The sequence below is a fragment of the Caballeronia sp. ATUFL_M2_KS44 genome, assembly GCF_023630965.1.
GTDB lineage: Bacteria > Pseudomonadota > Gammaproteobacteria > Burkholderiales > Burkholderiaceae > Caballeronia > Caballeronia concitans.
The window spans coordinates 1-17,015 of the sequence record NZ_JALQEA010000070.1 but is presented as its reverse complement, the minus strand read 5'-3'; the positions used below and the strand labels follow the sequence as shown (position 1 = coordinate 17,015).

Annotated in this window: 16 protein-coding genes and 3 pseudogenes; 4 read left to right on the top strand and 15 right to left on the bottom strand. The window is 63.1% G+C overall.

Annotated features, from left to right (window positions below; all coding sequences use genetic code 11):
- Positions 1-433 precede the first annotated feature (433 nt).
- Positions 434-549, bottom strand: a pseudogene (locus NCR39_RS29100) (IS5/IS1182 family transposase); the annotation flags it as partial.
- Between the two features lie 4 nt (positions 550-553).
- Here NCR39_RS29100 and NCR39_RS29860 point away from each other — a divergent pair.
- Together NCR39_RS29860 and NCR39_RS29095 are read left to right on the top strand one after the other, a co-directional pair.
- Positions 554-802 (top strand): PrpF domain-containing protein, encoded by a 249-nt coding sequence (locus NCR39_RS29860; RefSeq protein ID WP_350029709.1) that lies wholly within the window; start codon positions 554-556, stop codon positions 800-802.
- Positions 711-1,217 (top strand): annotated as a pseudogene (locus NCR39_RS29095) (PrpF domain-containing protein). The gene NCR39_RS29860 and the pseudogene NCR39_RS29095 overlap by 92 nt, the downstream one beginning before the upstream one ends.
- Before the next feature lie 128 nt (positions 1,218-1,345).
- Here the strand turns inward: NCR39_RS29095 and NCR39_RS29090 are convergent.
- From NCR39_RS29090 to NCR39_RS29030, 13 genes are all read right to left on the bottom strand, one after another.
- Positions 1,346-2,212: an alpha/beta fold hydrolase gene (locus tag NCR39_RS29090; protein ID WP_250456259.1), complete on the bottom strand. Its 867-nt coding sequence runs from the start codon at positions 2,210-2,212 to the stop codon at positions 1,346-1,348.
- A 23-nt stretch (positions 2,213-2,235) separates the two neighbouring features.
- Positions 2,236-3,477: a 3-(3-hydroxy-phenyl)propionate transporter MhpT gene (gene mhpT / locus NCR39_RS29085; RefSeq protein ID WP_250456258.1), complete on the bottom strand. Its 1,242-nt coding sequence runs from the start codon at positions 3,475-3,477 to the stop codon at positions 2,236-2,238.
- A 62-nt stretch (positions 3,478-3,539) separates the two neighbouring features.
- On the bottom strand, positions 3,540-4,559 hold the full coding sequence (gene dmpG / locus NCR39_RS29080; protein WP_250456257.1) for a 4-hydroxy-2-oxovalerate aldolase: 1,020 nt from the start codon (positions 4,557-4,559) through the stop codon (positions 3,540-3,542).
- A 12-nt stretch (positions 4,560-4,571) separates the two neighbouring features.
- Positions 4,572-5,519 (bottom strand): acetaldehyde dehydrogenase (acetylating), encoded by a 948-nt coding sequence (locus NCR39_RS29075; RefSeq protein ID WP_250456256.1) that lies wholly within the window; start codon positions 5,517-5,519, stop codon positions 4,572-4,574.
- Positions 5,520-5,561: 42 nt separating this feature from the next.
- Entirely contained in the window at positions 5,562-6,347 is a 786-nt protein-coding gene (locus NCR39_RS29070) for a fumarylacetoacetate hydrolase family protein (protein WP_250456255.1), read from the bottom strand.
- 113 nt (positions 6,348-6,460) lie between these two features.
- Positions 6,461-7,207, bottom strand: coding sequence for an alpha/beta fold hydrolase (locus tag NCR39_RS29065; protein ID WP_250456254.1), 747 nt, complete (start codon positions 7,205-7,207; stop codon positions 6,461-6,463).
- Between the two features lie 113 nt (positions 7,208-7,320).
- On the bottom strand, positions 7,321-8,178 hold the full coding sequence (locus NCR39_RS29060) for an alpha/beta fold hydrolase (RefSeq protein ID WP_250456253.1): 858 nt from the start codon (positions 8,176-8,178) through the stop codon (positions 7,321-7,323).
- A 19-nt stretch (positions 8,179-8,197) separates the two neighbouring features.
- Entirely contained in the window at positions 8,198-9,463 is a 1,266-nt protein-coding gene (locus NCR39_RS29055; RefSeq protein ID WP_250456252.1) for an MFS transporter, read from the bottom strand.
- Between the two features lie 13 nt (positions 9,464-9,476).
- On the bottom strand, positions 9,477-10,607 hold the full coding sequence (locus tag NCR39_RS29050; protein ID WP_250456251.1) for a porin: 1,131 nt from the start codon (positions 10,605-10,607) through the stop codon (positions 9,477-9,479).
- Between the two features lie 192 nt (positions 10,608-10,799).
- Entirely contained in the window at positions 10,800-11,336 is a 537-nt protein-coding gene (locus tag NCR39_RS29045; protein ID WP_250456250.1) for a VOC family protein, read from the bottom strand.
- Positions 11,337-11,519: 183 nt separating this feature from the next.
- Positions 11,520-12,491, bottom strand: a complete 972-nt coding sequence (locus NCR39_RS29040; RefSeq protein WP_250456249.1) for a VOC family protein — start codon at positions 12,489-12,491, stop codon at positions 11,520-11,522.
- 13 nt (positions 12,492-12,504) lie between these two features.
- On the bottom strand, positions 12,505-13,065 hold the full coding sequence (locus NCR39_RS29035; protein ID WP_250456248.1) for a flavin reductase family protein: 561 nt from the start codon (positions 13,063-13,065) through the stop codon (positions 12,505-12,507).
- Positions 13,066-13,097: 32 nt separating this feature from the next.
- Complete coding sequence (locus NCR39_RS29030; RefSeq protein WP_250456247.1) at positions 13,098-14,345, bottom strand: acyl-CoA dehydrogenase family protein; 1,248 nt, start codon at positions 14,343-14,345, stop codon at positions 13,098-13,100.
- 113 nt (positions 14,346-14,458) lie between these two features.
- On the opposite strand from NCR39_RS29030, the gene NCR39_RS29025 reads away from it, so the two are divergent.
- Entirely contained in the window at positions 14,459-15,367 is a 909-nt protein-coding gene (locus tag NCR39_RS29025; RefSeq protein WP_250456246.1) for a LysR substrate-binding domain-containing protein, read from the top strand.
- 102 nt (positions 15,368-15,469) lie between these two features.
- Positions 15,470-15,769, top strand: a pseudogene (locus NCR39_RS29020) (GntR family transcriptional regulator); the annotation flags it as partial.
- Between the two features lie 94 nt (positions 15,770-15,863).
- Here the strand turns inward: NCR39_RS29020 and NCR39_RS29015 are convergent.
- Positions 15,864-16,781: a LysR family transcriptional regulator gene (locus NCR39_RS29015; protein ID WP_250456260.1), complete on the bottom strand. Its 918-nt coding sequence runs from the start codon at positions 16,779-16,781 to the stop codon at positions 15,864-15,866.
- Positions 16,782-17,015: the final 234 nt, after the last annotated feature.

Below are 17,015 nucleotides of genomic sequence, written 5' to 3'. Positions count from 1 at the left end.
GCGGCGCGGAGGTACGCACGCCACGCCGCGCATCCGGCACGAAGAAACAGCGCGAACTCACGCAACAGGACCTGGAGACAACGATGATGGCGCTGCATGAACACAAAGGCGGCGCCACGTCAGCAAAAGACAACTCCGCGGTCAACAAACCGTGAAGTCCATGCACCCGCGCCCTGCCCGTTCAACCCGCTTTCTTCAACACTGCGTGAGAGCAAAATCCCTGGATAGATACGACATCTGTATTTAGCCCGCACCCCGACATTTGTATTTGGCCGTGACAAATTGTGGATAGATTTATGTAAAATTTGAGATTCGGTCGTTAGCATATACGCGATGATTGTGCGCTTGCGGAAATGGGTGACCCGAAGTCCAGGCAGCAAGTCGTCGCGTGCAACCCCTCGCGCTGCGATAGTCTCGACTTCATGCAGAAATCCGCGGCGAGCGTGCGCATGCGAGTTAGAATGTAGGCCGCCTGAGTCGACAGGAAGAGCTGATCAATTCGTTCCACCGCCGGAACATCACCTGCCGAATCCTGCCAACCGTCTTGCTCCCAATGACGAGCGGCGCCGTGCGCGAATCCGGCGATTTCGAACGGGACGGCGTGACGTTTCCGGCCACCGATGTACAACTCGAATTTCTCGATCCGGCTGCGGATGAAGAAGGAGCAAGGCGCGATGTTCCCGACGGGCAGCGTCGTCGACGATCTCGACGTGCCCGGCATCGGCGCCTTCAAGGCGACGATGATCAACGCCGGCATCACGACGATCTTCGTGAACGCGGATGCCATCGGCTACACCGGTAAGGAACTGCAGGACGCGCCGACGCGGCGCTCACGCGCTTAGAGACCATTCGCGGCTACGGTGCGCTGCGCGTGGGGCTGATCGGCAGCTCCGATAAGATCGCGAGCGTCAGCAAACGCCGAAGATCGCGTTCGTCGCGCCGCCGGCGGCTATGTCGCATTGAGCGTCAAGCGCATCGGCGCGGACGATGTCGATGTGCTCGTGCGCGCGCTATCGATGGGCAAGCTGCATCACGCGATGATGGCCACGGCGGCGGTCGCGATCGGCACGGCCGCGGCGATTCCGGGCACGTTCGTCAATCTCGCGGCGGGCGGCGGCGAGCGCCGGTCCCTGCGGTTCGGCGATCCGTCCGGCACGTTGCGCGTGGGTGCTCAGGCCGTGCAGTCCGGCGGCGAATGCGCGTCGAGAAGGCCCTGATAAGCCGAAGCGCGAGAGTGCTGACGGAAGGATTCGTCAGGGTTCCCGATCCGGCCAGATGCGCTCGACAGCCGACCGGGTATCGCATGCGGCGATACCCTGTTCGACATCCGCCGCACGGCCTGCCTTTACCGCGCGAGGAACGCCAGCACGGTCTCGTTGAATCGCTCGGCATGCTCCCACTGCGCCCAATGCCCGCAGCGGCCGAACACGAGCAGGTCGGCATTCGGCATGCCCCAGACGAGACGCAGACCGACATCCAACGGCACAAAGCGGTCGTCGCGTCCCCAGATGACGAGCGCAGGCACCTTGATTTCGTTCAGCCGATGCCCGTAGTCGGCAAACTGCTTCGGGTTCGCGGCGAGACTCTTGACGAAGTTTTCCAGATGATCGCGCCGCGCCAGCATGTTTTGCAGACGCGCCTGCAACAATTCCTCGGTTATCGTGCTCGCGTCGTACACGAACACGTTGAGCATGCGCTTGATGTTCTCGATCGACGGATCGCGATAGACCGCCTGCAAGAGTTTGATGCCTTCGGTGGGCATCGGCACGAACTGGCTGGGGCCGCCCGTGCCGCCGCCCATCAGCACCAACTTGCCGACGCGTTCCGGATACGACAGCGCGAACGCCACCGCGCTGTGGCCGCCCATCGAATTGCCGACGAAGTGCACGCGGTCGATGCCGAGCGTATCGAGCACGCCCTTGACGACGCGCGCGTTCAGATCGGAGCGCGAACTCGTGCAGACGATCGAATCGCTCTTTCCCCAGCCCGGGCAGTCGATGAGCAGCACGCGATAGCCCGCATCGGCGAATGCATCGATGTTGCGGTGATAGTTCGCCCAGCCGCTCGCGCCGGGGCCGGAACCGTGCAGCAGCACCAGCGTTTCGCGGCCCGCGCCCGTGTCGTTGTAGTGGATGCGCAGTTCCCTATCGCCTTCCATCACGCTCACGAACTTGCTCGTGGCGGCTTCCGTCCAGGTTTCCTTGGTCGTCATGTTCATGTTCCTCAAAGATCGATTCAGATAGATTCGGTTCGAAGTGCGCGCGAAACGTCGGGCGTCTCGCGCGTCAGATTTGCCGCCACGGTGAGCGCGCCGATTGCCGCAATCACGATCAGCGGAATGCTCGACAGCACGAGCATCGATGCGCTCTGGCCCAGCGCGAGCAACTGCCCGGCGATCAGCGGCCCGACCATCGAGCCGACGCGCCCGACGGCCACCGCCGCGCCGACGCCCGTTCCGCACACCTGCGTCGGATACGCAGCGCCCGCGAGCGCATAGAGGACCGATTGCCCGCCCACCAGAAACAGTCCGGCCAGCAGTCCGCCGCAGGCCATCGATACGCTGCCGGTGGCGCCCGCCAGCGCAAGCAGCGCCGCCGCGATGCCGACATACATGCCAACGACGACCGGCCGCTTGCCGATACGGTCCATCAGCGCCGCAATGACGATCGCGCCGATGCCGCCGCCGATGTTGAACATCATCTGCACGACGCCCGCCTGCACGCGCGTCAGGCCGCGGCTCACGACCATCGACGGCAGCCAGTTCATCAGGAAGTACAGCACGATCAGCGTGCCGAGATAGCTCGTCCACAGCGCGATGGTCGTGCCCGCGCGCCCTTCCTTCCAGAGCGCCTGCACGACGCCGGCTTGCGCCTGACGGCTCGCCGCGATGAAGTGCGTCGATTCCTTCAGGAACAGCCCGAGCAGCGGCAAGGTCAGGAGCGGCCCGAGACCGCCGACATAGAAAATATGCCGCCAGCCTTCCTCGCCCGGACTGACGATGCCGATGACCGCCGCCATCGCCGCGCCGAACGGCATGCCGCAGTACATCGCGCCGACGGCCACGCCGCGACGCTCGGGAGGAGCGGCTTCGGCGCACAGCGCGATCAGGTTCGGCATCGCGGCGCCGAGGCCGAGGCCCGTCAGGAAGCGCATCGCAAGCAGGCTTTGCAGATCCCACACCTGTGTCGTCGCGATGGAAAAGACGCCGAAGAGCGTCACCGACAGCATCAGCACGCGCTTGCGTCCGATGCCGTCGGCGAGACGTCCGCCGATCGCCGCGCCCGGCAAGAGCCCGAGCGCGCCGATGCCGAAAGCCCAGCCGAGTTGCGCGACGGCGAGGTGGAACTCGGCCGCCATGCGGGGCGCGGCGACGCCCGTCGATTGCAGGTCGAGCCCTTCCAGCAGCGCGACCACGAGGCACAGGCCGATCGTGAGTGCGCCGCCGGAAGGCCCAGACGCGGTCGTAGAAGGTTTCATCGAAAAGTCTCCGGTTTTGACAATGCGGCGCTCTTCATGGCGCTTCGCTGATTCGGGTTCGCTCAGGCGTGCGCGGCGCGCTTTTTCAGATCGAGCGCCACGTCGACGATCATGTCTTCCTGGCCGCCGACCATGCGACGCTTGCCCAGCTCGACGAGGATGTCCACGGCCTTCAGATCGTATTTGCGCGCGGCGGCTTCCGAATGCCGCAGGAAGCTCGAATACACGCCCGCATAACCGAGCGCGAGCGTCTCGCGATCCACTCGAACCGGACGATCCTGAAGCGGGCGCACGATGTCATCGGCTGCGTCCATCAGCGTGTAGAGATCGGTGCCGTGGTTCCATCCCATGCGCTCGGCTGCCGCGATGAATACTTCGAGCGGCGCGTTGCCCGCGCCCGCGCCCATGCCCGCGAGCGATGCATCGATGCGATCGCAGCCTTCCTCCACCGCGACGATCGAGTTCGCGACGCCGAGCGACAGGTTGTGATGCGCGTGCATGCCGGTGTGCGTCTCCGGCTTCAATGCGCCTTTCAGCGCGCGGAATCGATCGCGTACATCGTTCATGTTCAGCGCGCCGCCCGAATCGACCACATAGATGCAGGTCGCGCCGTAGCTTTCCATCTTCTTCGCCTCGACGACGAGATTCTCCGGCGTCGTCATGTGGCTCATCATCAGAAAGCCGACGGTGTCCATGCCGAGTTCGCGGGCGTACTCGATATGCTGCTTCGATACGTCCGCTTCGGTGCAGTGCGTCGCGACGCGCACGACGCGCGCGCCCGCGTCGTAAGCGGCTTTGAGGTCGTGGATCGTGCCGATGCCCGGCAAGAGCAGCGTCGCGACCTTCGCGTGCTGGACCACGTCCGCGACGGCTTCGATCCATTCGAGATCGCTGTGCGCGCCGAAGCCATAGTTGAAGCTCGAACCTTGCAAGCCGTCGCCGTGGGCAACTTCGATGCTGTCCACCTTCGCTTTGTCGAGCGCGCGGGCGATCACCTGCACATCGTCGATCGAGTATTGATGACGGATCGCGTGCATGCCGTCGCGCAAGGTCACGTCGGAGATATAGAGTTTCTTGTCCATGTTGCCGTCCATTTAGGCTGCTGTGTCCACGAGCGTCGCGGCCACGCGCTCGGCGGTGGCGAGCGCAGCGGACGTCATGATGTCGAGATTGCCGGCATACGCGGGCAGGTAATGCGCCGCGCCTTCGACTTCGATGAAGATCGACGTTTTGAGGCCGCTGAACGTGCCGAGGCCCGGAATATTGAGCGGCGCGTTCTCGGGAATCACGTCGAACTGGACCTTCTGCTTCAGGCGATAGCCCGGCACATACACGTTCACGGCCTTGGCCATCTCTTCGACGGATGCCTCGATCTCGGTTTGATCCGCGGCTTCGGACAGCACATACACCGTGTCGCGCATCATGAGCGGCGGCTCGGCCGGGTTCAGCACGATGATCGCCTTGCCCTTCGATGCGCCGCCGACTACTTCGATCGCCCGCGACGTCGTTTCCGTGAACTCGTCGATATTCGCGCGCGTGCCCGGACCCGCCGACTTGCTGCTGATCGACGCGACGATTTCCGCGTAATGCACCTTGGCGACGCGCGAGACCGCCGCGACCATCGGGATCGTGGCCTGACCGCCGCACGTGACCATGTTCACGTTGAGCGCGTCGAGGTGCGTGTCGAGATTGACCACCGGCACGCAGTACGGACCGATCGCCGCGGGCGTCAGGTCGATCATGCGGATGCCAGGCTTGCGTTTACGGAGGAACGCGTCGTTCTTGACGTGCGCGCCGGCCGAGGTCGCGTCGAAGACCACGTCGATGTCCGCGAAAACCGGCAGGTTCACGAGACCCTGAACGCCCTCGTGCGTCGTCGCCACACCCAGACGCGCGGCGCGCGCGAGACCGTCCGAGTTCGCGTCGATGCCGACCATCGCGCCCATTTCCAGATACTTGCCGTGCCGCATGATCTTGATCATCAGGTCGGTGCCGATATTGCCCGACCCGATGATCGCGGCCTTGAGTTTTGCCGAAGCCATTTCGTTTCCTGAGAGTGTGTTGAGTTGCCGGCCAGCAATCGGCTACGCGAACGTTGCCCGCACGCTGCCGAGCCCTTCGATATGCGCGGTATAGGTGCCCGGTTGCGTCACCGTGACCATCGGGCCGAGCGCGCCGGTCAACACCACGTCGCCGGCACGCAACGGTGTGCCGAGCCGGGACATACGGTCGGCCAGCCACATCGCGGCGTTGAGCGGATTGCCGAGGCAGTTGGCGCCGCCGCCGCCCGACAGCACTTCGCCATCGCGTTCCAGCGTCATGCCGGCGTTGAACAGGTCGATATCGGCCAGCGCGACCGGCCGGCTGCCGACCACGAAGGCCGCGCTCGAAGCGTTGTCGGCGACGGTGTCGACGAATCGGATATCCCAGCCACGGATGCGGCTGTCGACAATTTCAATCGCGGCCAGCGCGCAGTCCGTGGCGTTGATGATGTCCGCGTAAGTGTGCTTCTTGCGCGTGAGGTCGCGCTTGAGAACCAGCGCGATCTCGGCTTCGACCTTGGGCTGAATGAACAGGCCGAGCGGGATCCGCTGGTTGTCGCCGTAGGACATGCTGTCGAACAGCGCGCCGAAGTCCGACTGATCCACGCCAAGCTGCTTCTGCACGGCAAGCGAAGTCAGACCGATCTTGCGGCCGACGATGCGCTCGCCCGCCGCCACGCGTGCATCGACGTTGGCCTGCTGCACGGCATACGCCATCGCCAGGTCGTCCAGCGCAATCTCGCCGCGGACCGGCTCGATCGCGTCGCGCGCGAGTTCCGCTTTGCGCAGGCGATCCGCGAGCGCGTCGATAAGGGTGGCGTTTGCCATCGATTACCTTTTGTCTATTATGGCTTCGTCACCGCAAGCCACGATCGATACGGATACCGAACTATTTCACGTCTCTCTGCGACGAAGCGTCTGGTGAATTTCACCGTGCGTGTTCAGACTTCCAGCAGAAAGGCGATGCTCTGCTGATTGAAGGCTTCCGGCTGTTCATACTGGGCCCAGTGGTCGCAACCCGTCATTTCCACGATGCGCGCATCCGGCGCAATCTCGGCGATCGCATAGGCGTTGCTGAGAAACATGTTGGGTGCGTCCACGGCGGCAATGACCTGCATAGGCAGCGCGAGGCTACGCCATTGTTCGGCGCTGAGCGCCTGACCGCCTTTCGAGAAAGCGAGCAAACGCGGCATGGCAGCCTTCATGCGCGGGTCCTGATAAATCGCGAGGCGAACGGCGACGATTTCATCGGACAGCGTTTCCGGGTCCAGAATCAGGGCTTTCATCGCGGCGGACACGGTTTCCCAAGTCGGCTCCGCTGCGGCGGTCGAACGACTCTTGCGCAGCTTTTCGGCAAAGCGTTGCTCTTCCTCCGGATCGGTGATGATGCCCGCCGGCGACACGAGAACCAGCCTGTCGACGCGTTCCGGGTGTGCCTGCGCCAGCGCGGCGCCAACCCACGCGCCCAGTGACACGCCCACCACGCCGGCCTTCTCGATGCCGAGCGCATCCATGAAACTGCGCACGTGTTCGGCGTAGTGATTGATCAGGTAGTCGTAATCGGGCTTCCCGGTCCAGCCGCAACCGAGCATGTCGAGGCCAATGACGCGAAAGTGCTCGGCGTAGGCCGCGTAATTCGCGCTGAAATTCTCCAGACTGCCCGCAGTGCCATGCAGCAGGATGACCACCGGTGCATCGGCCGGTCCCGCTTCCAGATAGCGCGTATTGACGCCGCCCGCATCGATCCATGCGAGCTTGTGAGGCGTCTTGAACAGGTGCTGCCAGATACTCGTGTGCTTCATCATTGTGCGGGCCTCGCCGTCAGATCCACCGACAGGAAGCCGGTGACGTTGCTATTGAACTCGTGCATCTTCTCGTAAGGCACCCACAGGCCGCAGTTGCCGTGGATATGAACGCGCGCCTTCGGAATCCGGGTCAGCATGAACAGAGCGTGGTCGTAGTTGATCGTCTGGTTATTGCGGCCCCAGATGACCAGTGTCTCCGCCTGAATCCGGTGCAGGTCCTGCCACAGCGGCTCCAGCGTTTGCCCCGGCTTGCCGCCATGCCCTTCCGGTGCCTGATTCATGAACTCCGGCTCGATGCTGGCTTCGTAGCGTTCGCGGATCACTTCCTCGGTCAGGATCGTCGGGTCACAGACGAGCCGCTCCAGATTGGCGCGCATGCGTTCCATGCTCGGGCCTTCGCCGCTGTAATAGCTGTGCGTGTCAGGCTTCGGCGGCATGGGCTGGAAAAGCGAGAGGCCGCCGGGCGAACTGATGACCACCAGCCGATCGACGCGCTCGGGAAAGTCGAGCGCCATCTTGAGCGCGACGGAGCCGCCCGTTGCAAGCCCCATCACATGCGCGCGGCCGATATCCAGTGCGTCCAGCATGTCGCGGAAAGTACGCGAATAGAAGCTCGTGCGCGGCCCTTCGATTTGAGGTTTGTCGGAGCGCCCGTAACCCGGCAGATCGACGATGATCGTCCGGAAGTTGCGCGACAGCGCCTCCAGATTGCGGCCGAAATTTCCCCAGCCGAACGCGCCTGGCGCGCCGCCGTGGATGCACAGCAGGACCGGGCCGGTGCCGGCCTCGTGGTAATGCACCTTGACGGCGCCGGCCTGAACGAATTTCGAAGTGTTGTCTCGTGTGAGTTTCATTGATCTCTCATCCTGATCGTTACTGGTCCGTGGTCTCTGCCGGATACCGCCCGAGCAGCAGGACTGCGAACGCGCCGACGAGACATGCGGCCAGCGACACCGCATGCACGAGGGTATAGGAGCCGAGGCGGTCGAAAGCGAGGCCGTACAGGAACGGACCTGCACCGCCACCCAGCGTCGCCGCCCCGAACAGGCAACCGTAGATCGAGCCGAACGAACGCTTGCCGAAATATCTGCGTGCCAGAAACGGAATCAGATCGCCTTCGGAGCCAGTCGAAATGCCGAGCAGCAGCGCGGCCAGAATGATCATCGACGGGACATGCGACGCATCGGTCAGGAAGATCGCGAAACCGACTGCGCCGACAAAGAAGGCAGTGCAGGCCACGAGAGGGGCGAACACGCGATCGAGCCCCACTCGCGCAATCGCGAGACCGGCGCCGACAACGCCTGCCGCTTGTGCGCCGACATCGCGCCCGAGCCCGCGGTCGCTCGCGAACGGCGCGAGATGAACGAAGCCGCCGATGATCGCGCCCGAGATCAGGAACACGACGACCGCGAGCAGCCAGAAGCGGAAGCTGTGCACCGCTTCGCCGAGCGTGTAGCCGGCCTCGACGGACGCGGCCGCCTGCACATCGGCGGCGAAGTACTTCTGAGCCGGCAGATTCCGGAACATCAGCCGATGCGCAACGAGGCCGAGCACGAGCGCGACCAGCGCGCACACGCCGAACCAGTGGCGCCAGTCCATCGTCGCGCTGAGCCGGTTCGCGGCGATCGGCGCAACCAGCCCGCCGATACCGGTGCCGATCATCGCGAATCCGAGCGCCATGCCGAGCCGCTTGTCGAAGACGCGCGGCAGCACGCCGAGATAGCCCGCCGGCGTCGTTCCTGCGCCGAGAAAGCCGATCAGGAAGCCGATTGCGGCAATGTACGCATGACTGGCCGGCGCAACGGCAAGCGCCGCGAGCGAGACCGCGAGCAGCACGATCGAACCCGCCAGGACCTTGCTCCATCCGAGCCGGTCCGCGAGATAGCCGACGGCAGGCCCGCCTAATGTCGTTCCGATCAGCGAAAACATCGGCAGCATGGCGACGGCGGAGCGGCCCCAGCCGAACGTCGCGGCCATCGGTTTCAGAAAGACGCCGGCGACGCTGAAAAACAGCGGGCCGAAGCCGAACATCAAGCCGATGGCGGCGCCGCAAACGATCCATAAGCTCGCGGATTGACTGACTTTCGAGGAGGCCTCAAGCGAGCCGGGCATCATCTTCGTGCTCAAAGGACTGCTCATGACGCTCTCCTTCTCAGAACTTGTGACGGATGCCGATCTGCGCGACCGCCTGATTCGCTGTCGACGACGCGCCCGCGCCGTTCGGCAACGTAGGCGACTGCGAATACGGCGTTACCGCGTAGAAATTGCCCGCGACGTGCGCTCCGCCGAGTGCGTGCTGGAACGTGCCGACCGCGAACACATCGGTGCGCTTCGACAGGAGGTAGTCGAAGCCGAGCGTCGCGATGTCGTATTTGCCGCGCTTGCGTTCATCGATATAAGCGAAGCCTGCGCCAGCCAGAATGTCCGGCGCGGGGCGCCAGCTCAGGCCGCCTTCATAGGCGTTCACGGTCACGGTGCCTTGCGGCGTATCCGACGCGTTCGTGTAGGTGTACACGCCGTTGACGGAGAAATTGCCGAACTTCACGAGCGCGCCGAGGGCTGCCGTATAGATCGACTTCGCGCCCAGCGCGACCTGGGCGATGGAGCCCGCGCCCGGTGCGGCATTGCCGCCATCCAGCTTGGTGAACGCGGCGCCGAACGAATACAGTGCATTGAAGGTGCCCGTCGGGCTGTACTTGAGTCCGACGCTCATCGCGCGCGGTACGGTCGACGTGCCGCCGAACCCGCCCGCCACGTTGCTGAAGCCATACATGACGCCCGCGTTGAAGCCGCCCACCGTGGGCGTCTCGTAGCGCACCATGTTGTGCACCTGTTCGCCCGCCAGCCGGTCGATGTCGTAGCCGAGGTGGAACGAGTACACGCCACCGAACTGCCCGGTGTTCGAGTAGAACGTCACATAGTCGTAGATGAAGTCGTAGTCGTTACCGAGGATCAGTGTTCCCAACCGGTTGCTCGACAAGCCGACGAATGCGCGCCGTCCAAACAGCGCGCCGCCCTGCGCTGCGGCGCCGGAATTCACATCGAAGCCATTTTCCAGCGTGAACACGGCCTGCAGGCCGTTGCCGATGTCTTCCTTGCCGGTCAAGCCCCACCGGTCGGAATAAATCACGCCACTGTCCATCTTGAAGTTGCTGTGACCGCCAGCGTTGCTGATGTAGCTCAGGCCGTCATCGACGACGCCATACAGCGTGACGCTGCTTTGCGCGTGTGCAGCGCCCGCGAACGTCGCGGCGACTGCAGCGAGCAGGACTCCCTTCTTCATCTTTGTCTCCGAATTGCCGTTGAACGGCAATTTGTTTTTTAGAATGTCGATCGCACTACTATGCCGGCACGAGCTGCGGCGTCCGAACGCATGCATGATGCGTTTCGTCATCGCGAAGTTTTTAATGGAATCGCCCGTTGCGGCAGAGGCTTGCCCGATATCACGGGCGTCGAGAGAGGTGTCGGTTGTGGCTCAGTTCGCCATCAGTTGCCCGGCCTTCTTTACCCATTCGTCCTGCATCATGAAGGTCGGATTGGCGCGTACCGCCTTTTCCACCTGCGCGAGAATGTCTTCGTCGGACTGGCTCAGATCCAGCGGCAGGCTCACCGGCTGGCTGACGTACCAGGGCGTGTCGCAATAGATTTCCATCTGGTTGCCTTCGGGGTCCAGCACGTAGATGCTGAAGGAATTGCCGTGGCTCTTGATCCGCGTGATCGTGCGGCCTTCGTCCTGCGCGCGCTTGTGATAAGCCCGCACCGTCGGGAGATCGTCGACCTGGAAAGAGAGTTGATTGATGATGGACTTGGTGCCGGGTTCGCGTCCGGCCACGAACACGATCTGATGATGCTCGCTCGGGTCTCCGCTCAGGAATACGCCCTTGCCGACCGGACCGTTGCCTTCATCCGTCTTGACCAGACCGAACCAGTCCGTATAGAAGTCCACCATCGTGTCGACGTCCATCACGTAAATACCGACGTGCTTGAAGCTGGCCTTGAGTGCCTGTGACATGCTGAGTCTCCTGTTTATAGGTCTGTCTGGTAAGGATATGGGTCGGTAACTCTCTGACAAAGCAACATTTTCGACGCTTGCATGACCTCACATCATGCAAGCGCCTGCATGCCAATCCTGGCGACCGCGCCGCGCGGCGGATGTCGCCACCGATAGGCGCATGCGCGCCCTCGTGGTCATGGGTCAGATCGCGGCCCCGCGGGTCACGAAGCCACCCGCCTCATTGATTTCCACCGGTGTGAGCCGGCCCTCGGTGGCCGCGCGTTCTTTCTGAGCGCGCTGCTTGACCTGGTTGTCAGGCGTTTCCCAACTGCGTTCATGCCCCCACAGGCTCATGCACCAGAGCTCGACGGGTTCCCAGCTTTCGCGGTCGATCAGCCGGCCGCCCCAGCCCGTTTCGATGAGAAAGCCGCCCGGCGTCTTCGAATAGAACGACAGCATGTGATCGTTGTCGTGCCGGCCGAGGCTCGTCTGAATCATGCCGGGGATGGTCAACGCCTTGTCGTACAACCGGCCGACATCGTCCATGAAGTTGTATTCGACCATGACGTGATGCAGGAATTTGGCCGGCGTCTTGACCAGCGCGAGCGAATGATGCCGCGCGTTCGCATGCATGAAGCGAACCTTGATGTCCTTGTCGATGTAGTCGCTCAGGCCGAAACCCAGCAGCTTCATGTAGAACTGCTCCATCTCTTCCAGCAGCGGGGTGCCGATCACTACGTGGCCGAAGCCGAGCGGTCCGGTGCGGAAGCCACCGATCGGACGGCCCGGCCGGAAGGACGCATTGTCGGCGCTGCGTCCGACAAAGAATTCGACGCGATTGCCGTCCGGGTCCGCGACCCACAGCAGTTGCTGCACGCTGCGCTCGGCACGCTCTTCAGCGCTGCCCTCGTGCACCTCGAAGCCTGCGGCGGTCACTTCGCTGCGCACGGTCTCGAGCGCTTCGGGGCTTTCGATCTTCATCCCGAGAAAGCCGACGCCATTGCGCTCGGCGGGACGCACCAGCATCCGCCAGGCGAAGTCGTCCATGCGCAGTCCCAGTTGCCCATGATCGAGCTGACGCACTTCGAATCCGACATAGTTCGCCGCGAAATCGCGCCACTCTTCCATGTGCGTGGCGTCGATGCCCAGATATCCGATTTCTTCGATTTTCATTTTGAGTCCTTCGTCAATTGGGCTGGCAGGCCGGCTCGCGCGGGAGCACCTGCGTCATCGCATATTCGCCGTTGCTGAACGTCAGCGGCTTGCCGTCGAAGTGCGCATACTGCTTCACCTCCCCGATCAGGATCAGGTGATCGCCCGCTTCCTGAACCGAAACGCGCTGGCATTCCAATTGCGCCACCGCTCCGTGGATCAGCGGCGCGCCGCCGAGTCCCGCTTCCCACGCCACCTGCTCGAACTTCTCCGGGTGGCCCTTGCAGAACCGATTTGACACATCGACCTGATCGTGCGCGAGCACGTTCACCACGAAGTGCTCCGCAGTCTGGAACGCCTCGACACTTCGCGATTCGCGCCGGATCGACCACAGGATCAGCGGCGGATCGAGCGAGACCGAAGCGAACGAATTCACCGTCATGCCGACGAGACCGCTGTTGTGGCTGGCGGTGATGACCGCCACGCCGGTCGGATACTGGCCGAGACAGCGCCGGAACGAGCGGCTGTCATCCAGCGGGCGGCCACGCTCGAGCAGGGACGCCTGGCTCCGGCCGACGGCAACTTGTTCTTCCATCAACATTTTTCGCCTCCGTGAGGTTCGGGTGCTTAGCGCCAGTAGGCCGCGGCGCCAAAATCGACGACCTTGAATTCCGGCGCCGGCAGGCCCAGCAGCGAACGCGAATACGCGATGGCCGCGAATTCCTTGCCGCCCGTGCCGTGGACTCGCGACGCCATGAGGTTGCGGTAGATCAGTTGCATCGGATTGGAGGTCTGCGAAGCCACCGCGCCGACCATCGGCCAGATGTCGTGCACGACATCGAAGCAGGCAGCGAACGAATCGGCCGATTCGAAACGCACGCGCAAGCGTTCCTGGTGCGAGATGGGCTCGCCCTTGCAGGCCTGATCGAAGATATGGCGCCAGTTGTTCAGCGTGCGCATGCGGATGTCGTTCATGCGCGTTTTGGCATCCGCGATCTTGAGATTGACAAAGGGATTCTCGGCCAGTCGCGCGCCGGTTCCCATCTTCGTGTAGCGGTTGCGGGACTGCTCGAAGAACACGTTGACGGCTTCCATCGCGGTGCCGATCACGGTATTCGCAGCCGTCGCGTAGAACACGGTCATCCACGACACGCCGCGATACAGCGGCGTGGTGATGGTCTCATAGCCGGGGTTGATGTCGTTGACGACATCGGCCATTACGTGAATGCGGTGGTTCGGCACGAACACCTTGTTTGCCGTGACCGCCTTGCTGCCGGTGCCGCGCATGCCCTGCACGTCCCAGCTGTCGTGGTCGATCACCAGATCGGTGATCGGCACGAGGAAATTGCGCTCGCCGCCGCCGAGCACCACGTAATGCGCGAAGTCGACGCCGCTGGAGAAGGTCCAGCGGCCGTCGAGCATGTAGCCGCCCTCGACCGGCTCGGTCTTGCCGAGCGGCGCGTAGGAACTGGACGCGCGCGCATCCGGACCATAGACGCCCCAGAAATCCTCGTGCATCTGCGGGTGCATCGCGGCGATCTCGAGGTTGTGACAGATGATCTGGCCAGCGATCCACGCGGCAGAGCTGTCGCATTGCGCGATGCGCATCAGGCCGTCATAGAAGTCCGCCGGGGACAGTTCCAGCCCGCCGTACTGCAACGGCGTGAAGGCGCGGAACACGCCGGCTTCGAGCATGGCCTCCACGCTCGCGTCCGGCACGCGGCAGTCGCGCTCGGACTGCTCACGGCCGGCGCGCAGCACCGGCGCGATGGCATCGATAGCCTTGAGGAATGCCTGGCCTGCTTCTAGCGCGCGCTGGCGGTAGACTTCGCCTTCGGTGACCGCGAAGGGTCGGGTTTCAATCACTGCGTCCATGTCGTGTCTCTTTTGGCGTAGTTCGAGTGAACACAGTTTAGGTGGCGCATGGTCCCGATCTAAAGCGATTCCTTCTGCGTTAGAATGAGTTCAACTCATGCAAGATCGTTGAAATGAAGCGCCTTCCGTCCCTTACCGCCGTCAGATATTTCGAGGTTGCAGCCCGCCTGGAGAGCTTCACGGCGGCTGCCACCGAGCTCCATGTGACCCAGGGGGCTGTCAGTCGCATGATTCAGACACTCGAGGAACAACTCGAGGTTCGCCTCTTCGAGCGCAACGGCCGCTGGATCACGCTGACGCGCGCCGGCAGGATGTATCACGAGCAGGTCACGGCGGGCCTGAACCTGATCGCCGAGGCAGGCGGCCGGCTGAAGGAAAGCGCGGCGCAGTCGACGCTGGTCCTCTCCGTGAATGTGGGTTTCACGCTCTGGCTGGTGCGCAACATCGGCGACTTTCGGGCACGGTATCCCGACATTCAGGTGGACGTGCTGGCGGAGGAACTCAAGGAGCTTGACCGCGACGCGCCCGTCGATGCGCGTATCCGTTACGGCTCGCCGCCCTGGCCGGGCTTCGACTCGGTCAGCCTGCTCGACACCACGCTGGCCGGCGTGGTGTGCTCGCCGCGCCTCAAGCAGCAGGCGAACGTGCACGAACCCGCCGACTTGCTCACGGCTCCGTTGCTGAGCGTGGCCGGCGCGCGCGAGGAGCCGTGGAAGAATTATTTCGAGCACTACGGGCTGCAAATGCCGAGCTTGGGCAAATCGCCGCGTTTCCTGCAGATGCTGATGATGCGCGAAGCCGCCATGTCGGGCCTCGGCTTCGGGCTGGTGCCCCTGTTCCTGTTTCGGGACGATTTCAACGACGGGCGGCTCGTGCAGGCCATTCCGCACACGGTCCGCATTCATCATGGGTACCACCTCGTCCACAGCAAGGGCGATCTCAATCCGAAGCTCAAGATTTTCAAGAAGTGGCTGCTGGCCCGGCTTCGGACGTTGATCGATGTTTCATCGACGGATCGATGAAATGCAACGCCATGCGCCGTTAGTTTGATGTTTCTCGTCGGGCGGAGGCCAGCATCGGCAAGCCCGCCAGAGCGCGATCATCCCTAGCCGCCCACGCGCCCCATGAAACGCTACGAAGCCCTGGCCGACAAACTCGCCGACGACATCCGACGCGGCCGCATCCCGGTCGGCGCGCGCCTGCCATCGCTGCGGCAGATCATCGCGCAGCACGGCGTCAGTCAATCGACGGTATTTCGCGCCTACTATCTGCTCTAGGAACGCGGGCTCGTTCGCGCCGAGGAACGTTCCGGCTATTTCGTCACGCCCGGCGCGAGTCTCGATGAATCGCCGCCGCGCGCCGCATCGCTCGCCGATTCCACGCGCGTCGATATCAGCGACCAAAGCTTTGCAGTCTTTGAAGCGCGTTCGACCTGTAGCGTGCGCGATTGGTGATATCGCCCACCTGTGATGGAAAAGAGGCGAAAAGAGCATGCGATCCATCTAATGCCGCGCTCGGCTACTTTCGGATTGCTGTAGCTTTATCGGGGCGATAGCGCAGAGCGTCAATGACGAGTCTCAAGGCGGGCGAAATCTGCTTCCGGCTGGCGTAGTAAAGGTGATAGCCGGGGAAGGTGCACCACCAGTCTTGCAGCACGGGCAGCAGCAGGCCTTGCTCGATATGAGGCTGCACGAGATCGAACGGTACATAGGCGAGGCCATTACCATCGAGTGCCGCCTGCAGCATCAGCAGGGTATTGTTGAAGGTCGTTTGTCCTTCCACACGCACGCTGAGCGACTTCCGTCCCTTCTTGAATTCCCACGCATACAGCCCGCCGTGTGTGGGCAACCGAAGGTTGATGCAACGGTGCATGGTCAACTCATGCGGAGTGGCGGGAAGCTCCCTTCCTTCCAGATAGGCGGGCGATGCGGCCACTGCCATGCACAGGTCGGGCGCAATCCGGACCGCGACCATGTCCTTGTCCACGCGATCGCCGTTGCGTATGCCGGCATCGAAGCGGGCCGCCGCGATGTCGGTCATTGCATAGTCCACGCTTAACTCGATATGAACGTCAGGGTACTTGCGCAATAGGGGCAGCAGCTTCGGCCACAGGATGGTGGAGATCGAATGATCATGGGCGGTGATGCGAACGGTGCCGGCCGGCGCATTGCGCAGGCACAAGAGCGACGCAAGCTCGGTTTCAATCTCCTCGAGCCGTGGTGTCAGCACGTTCAGCAGCCGCTCGCCAGCGTCGGTGGGCGACACGCTACGAGTCGTGCGTGTCAGCAGACGCACGCCCAGCCTCGCTTCCAATGCCGAAATTGCGTGACTCAGCGCCGAGCGCGACAAGCCCACTTGCGCCGCCGCCCGCGTAAAACTGCGTTCTCTTGCGACGGCGACGAACAGTTGCAGATCGTTGAGGTTTTCCATCGTCATTGGTGAGTGGAATGCACCAGTGTATGCGGATTTGCCGATCTTCTCATCTAATGGGCGCGGCAGTAAATTTGAGTCCATACAGTCAATCATCTCAACGAGATCCGTCATGAGAATGTTCTGCAAGCTCTGCTTTGCCGCCGGCTTTCTGCCGATGAGTATCACAGAGGCTACGCCCGCCGCAGCTGGTACGCCCATTGACGTGCAACAGATTTCGCGCGCAGGAACCCAGGCCGT

What these genes read in the sequence shown, in the direction of transcription:
- NCR39_RS29860 (WP_350029709.1), top strand. Translation starts at nt 554, where the DNA reads ATGACGAGCGGCGCCGTGCGCGAATCCGGCGATTTCGAACGGGACGGC.
- NCR39_RS29090 (WP_250456259.1), bottom strand. Translation starts at nt 2,212, where the DNA reads ATGACGACCAAGGAAACCTGGACGGAAGCCGCCACGAGCAAGTTCGTG.
- mhpT (WP_250456258.1), bottom strand. Translation starts at nt 3,477, where the DNA reads ATGAAACCTTCTACGACCGCGTCTGGGCCTTCCGGCGGCGCACTCACG.
- dmpG (WP_250456257.1), bottom strand. Translation starts at nt 4,559, where the DNA reads ATGGACAAGAAACTCTATATCTCCGACGTGACCTTGCGCGACGGCATG.
- NCR39_RS29075 (WP_250456256.1), bottom strand. Translation starts at nt 5,519, where the DNA reads ATGGCTTCGGCAAAACTCAAGGCCGCGATCATCGGGTCGGGCAATATC.
- NCR39_RS29070 (WP_250456255.1), bottom strand. Translation starts at nt 6,347, where the DNA reads ATGGCAAACGCCACCCTTATCGACGCGCTCGCGGATCGCCTGCGCAAA.
- NCR39_RS29060 (WP_250456253.1), bottom strand. Translation starts at nt 8,178, where the DNA reads ATGAAACTCACACGAGACAACACTTCGAAATTCGTTCAGGCCGGCGCC.
- NCR39_RS29055 (WP_250456252.1), bottom strand. Translation starts at nt 9,463, where the DNA reads ATGAGCAGTCCTTTGAGCACGAAGATGATGCCCGGCTCGCTTGAGGCC.
- NCR39_RS29050 (WP_250456251.1), bottom strand. Translation starts at nt 10,607, where the DNA reads ATGAAGAAGGGAGTCCTGCTCGCTGCAGTCGCCGCGACGTTCGCGGGC.
- NCR39_RS29045 (WP_250456250.1), bottom strand. Translation starts at nt 11,336, where the DNA reads ATGTCACAGGCACTCAAGGCCAGCTTCAAGCACGTCGGTATTTACGTG.
- NCR39_RS29040 (WP_250456249.1), bottom strand. Translation starts at nt 12,491, where the DNA reads ATGAAAATCGAAGAAATCGGATATCTGGGCATCGACGCCACGCACATG.
- NCR39_RS29035 (WP_250456248.1), bottom strand. Translation starts at nt 13,065, where the DNA reads ATGGAAGAACAAGTTGCCGTCGGCCGGAGCCAGGCGTCCCTGCTCGAG.
- NCR39_RS29030 (WP_250456247.1), bottom strand. Translation starts at nt 14,345, where the DNA reads ATGGACGCAGTGATTGAAACCCGACCCTTCGCGGTCACCGAAGGCGAA.
- NCR39_RS29025 (WP_250456246.1), top strand. Translation starts at nt 14,459, where the DNA reads ATGAAGCGCCTTCCGTCCCTTACCGCCGTCAGATATTTCGAGGTTGCA.
- NCR39_RS29015 (WP_250456260.1), bottom strand. Translation starts at nt 16,781, where the DNA reads ATGACGATGGAAAACCTCAACGATCTGCAACTGTTCGTCGCCGTCGCA.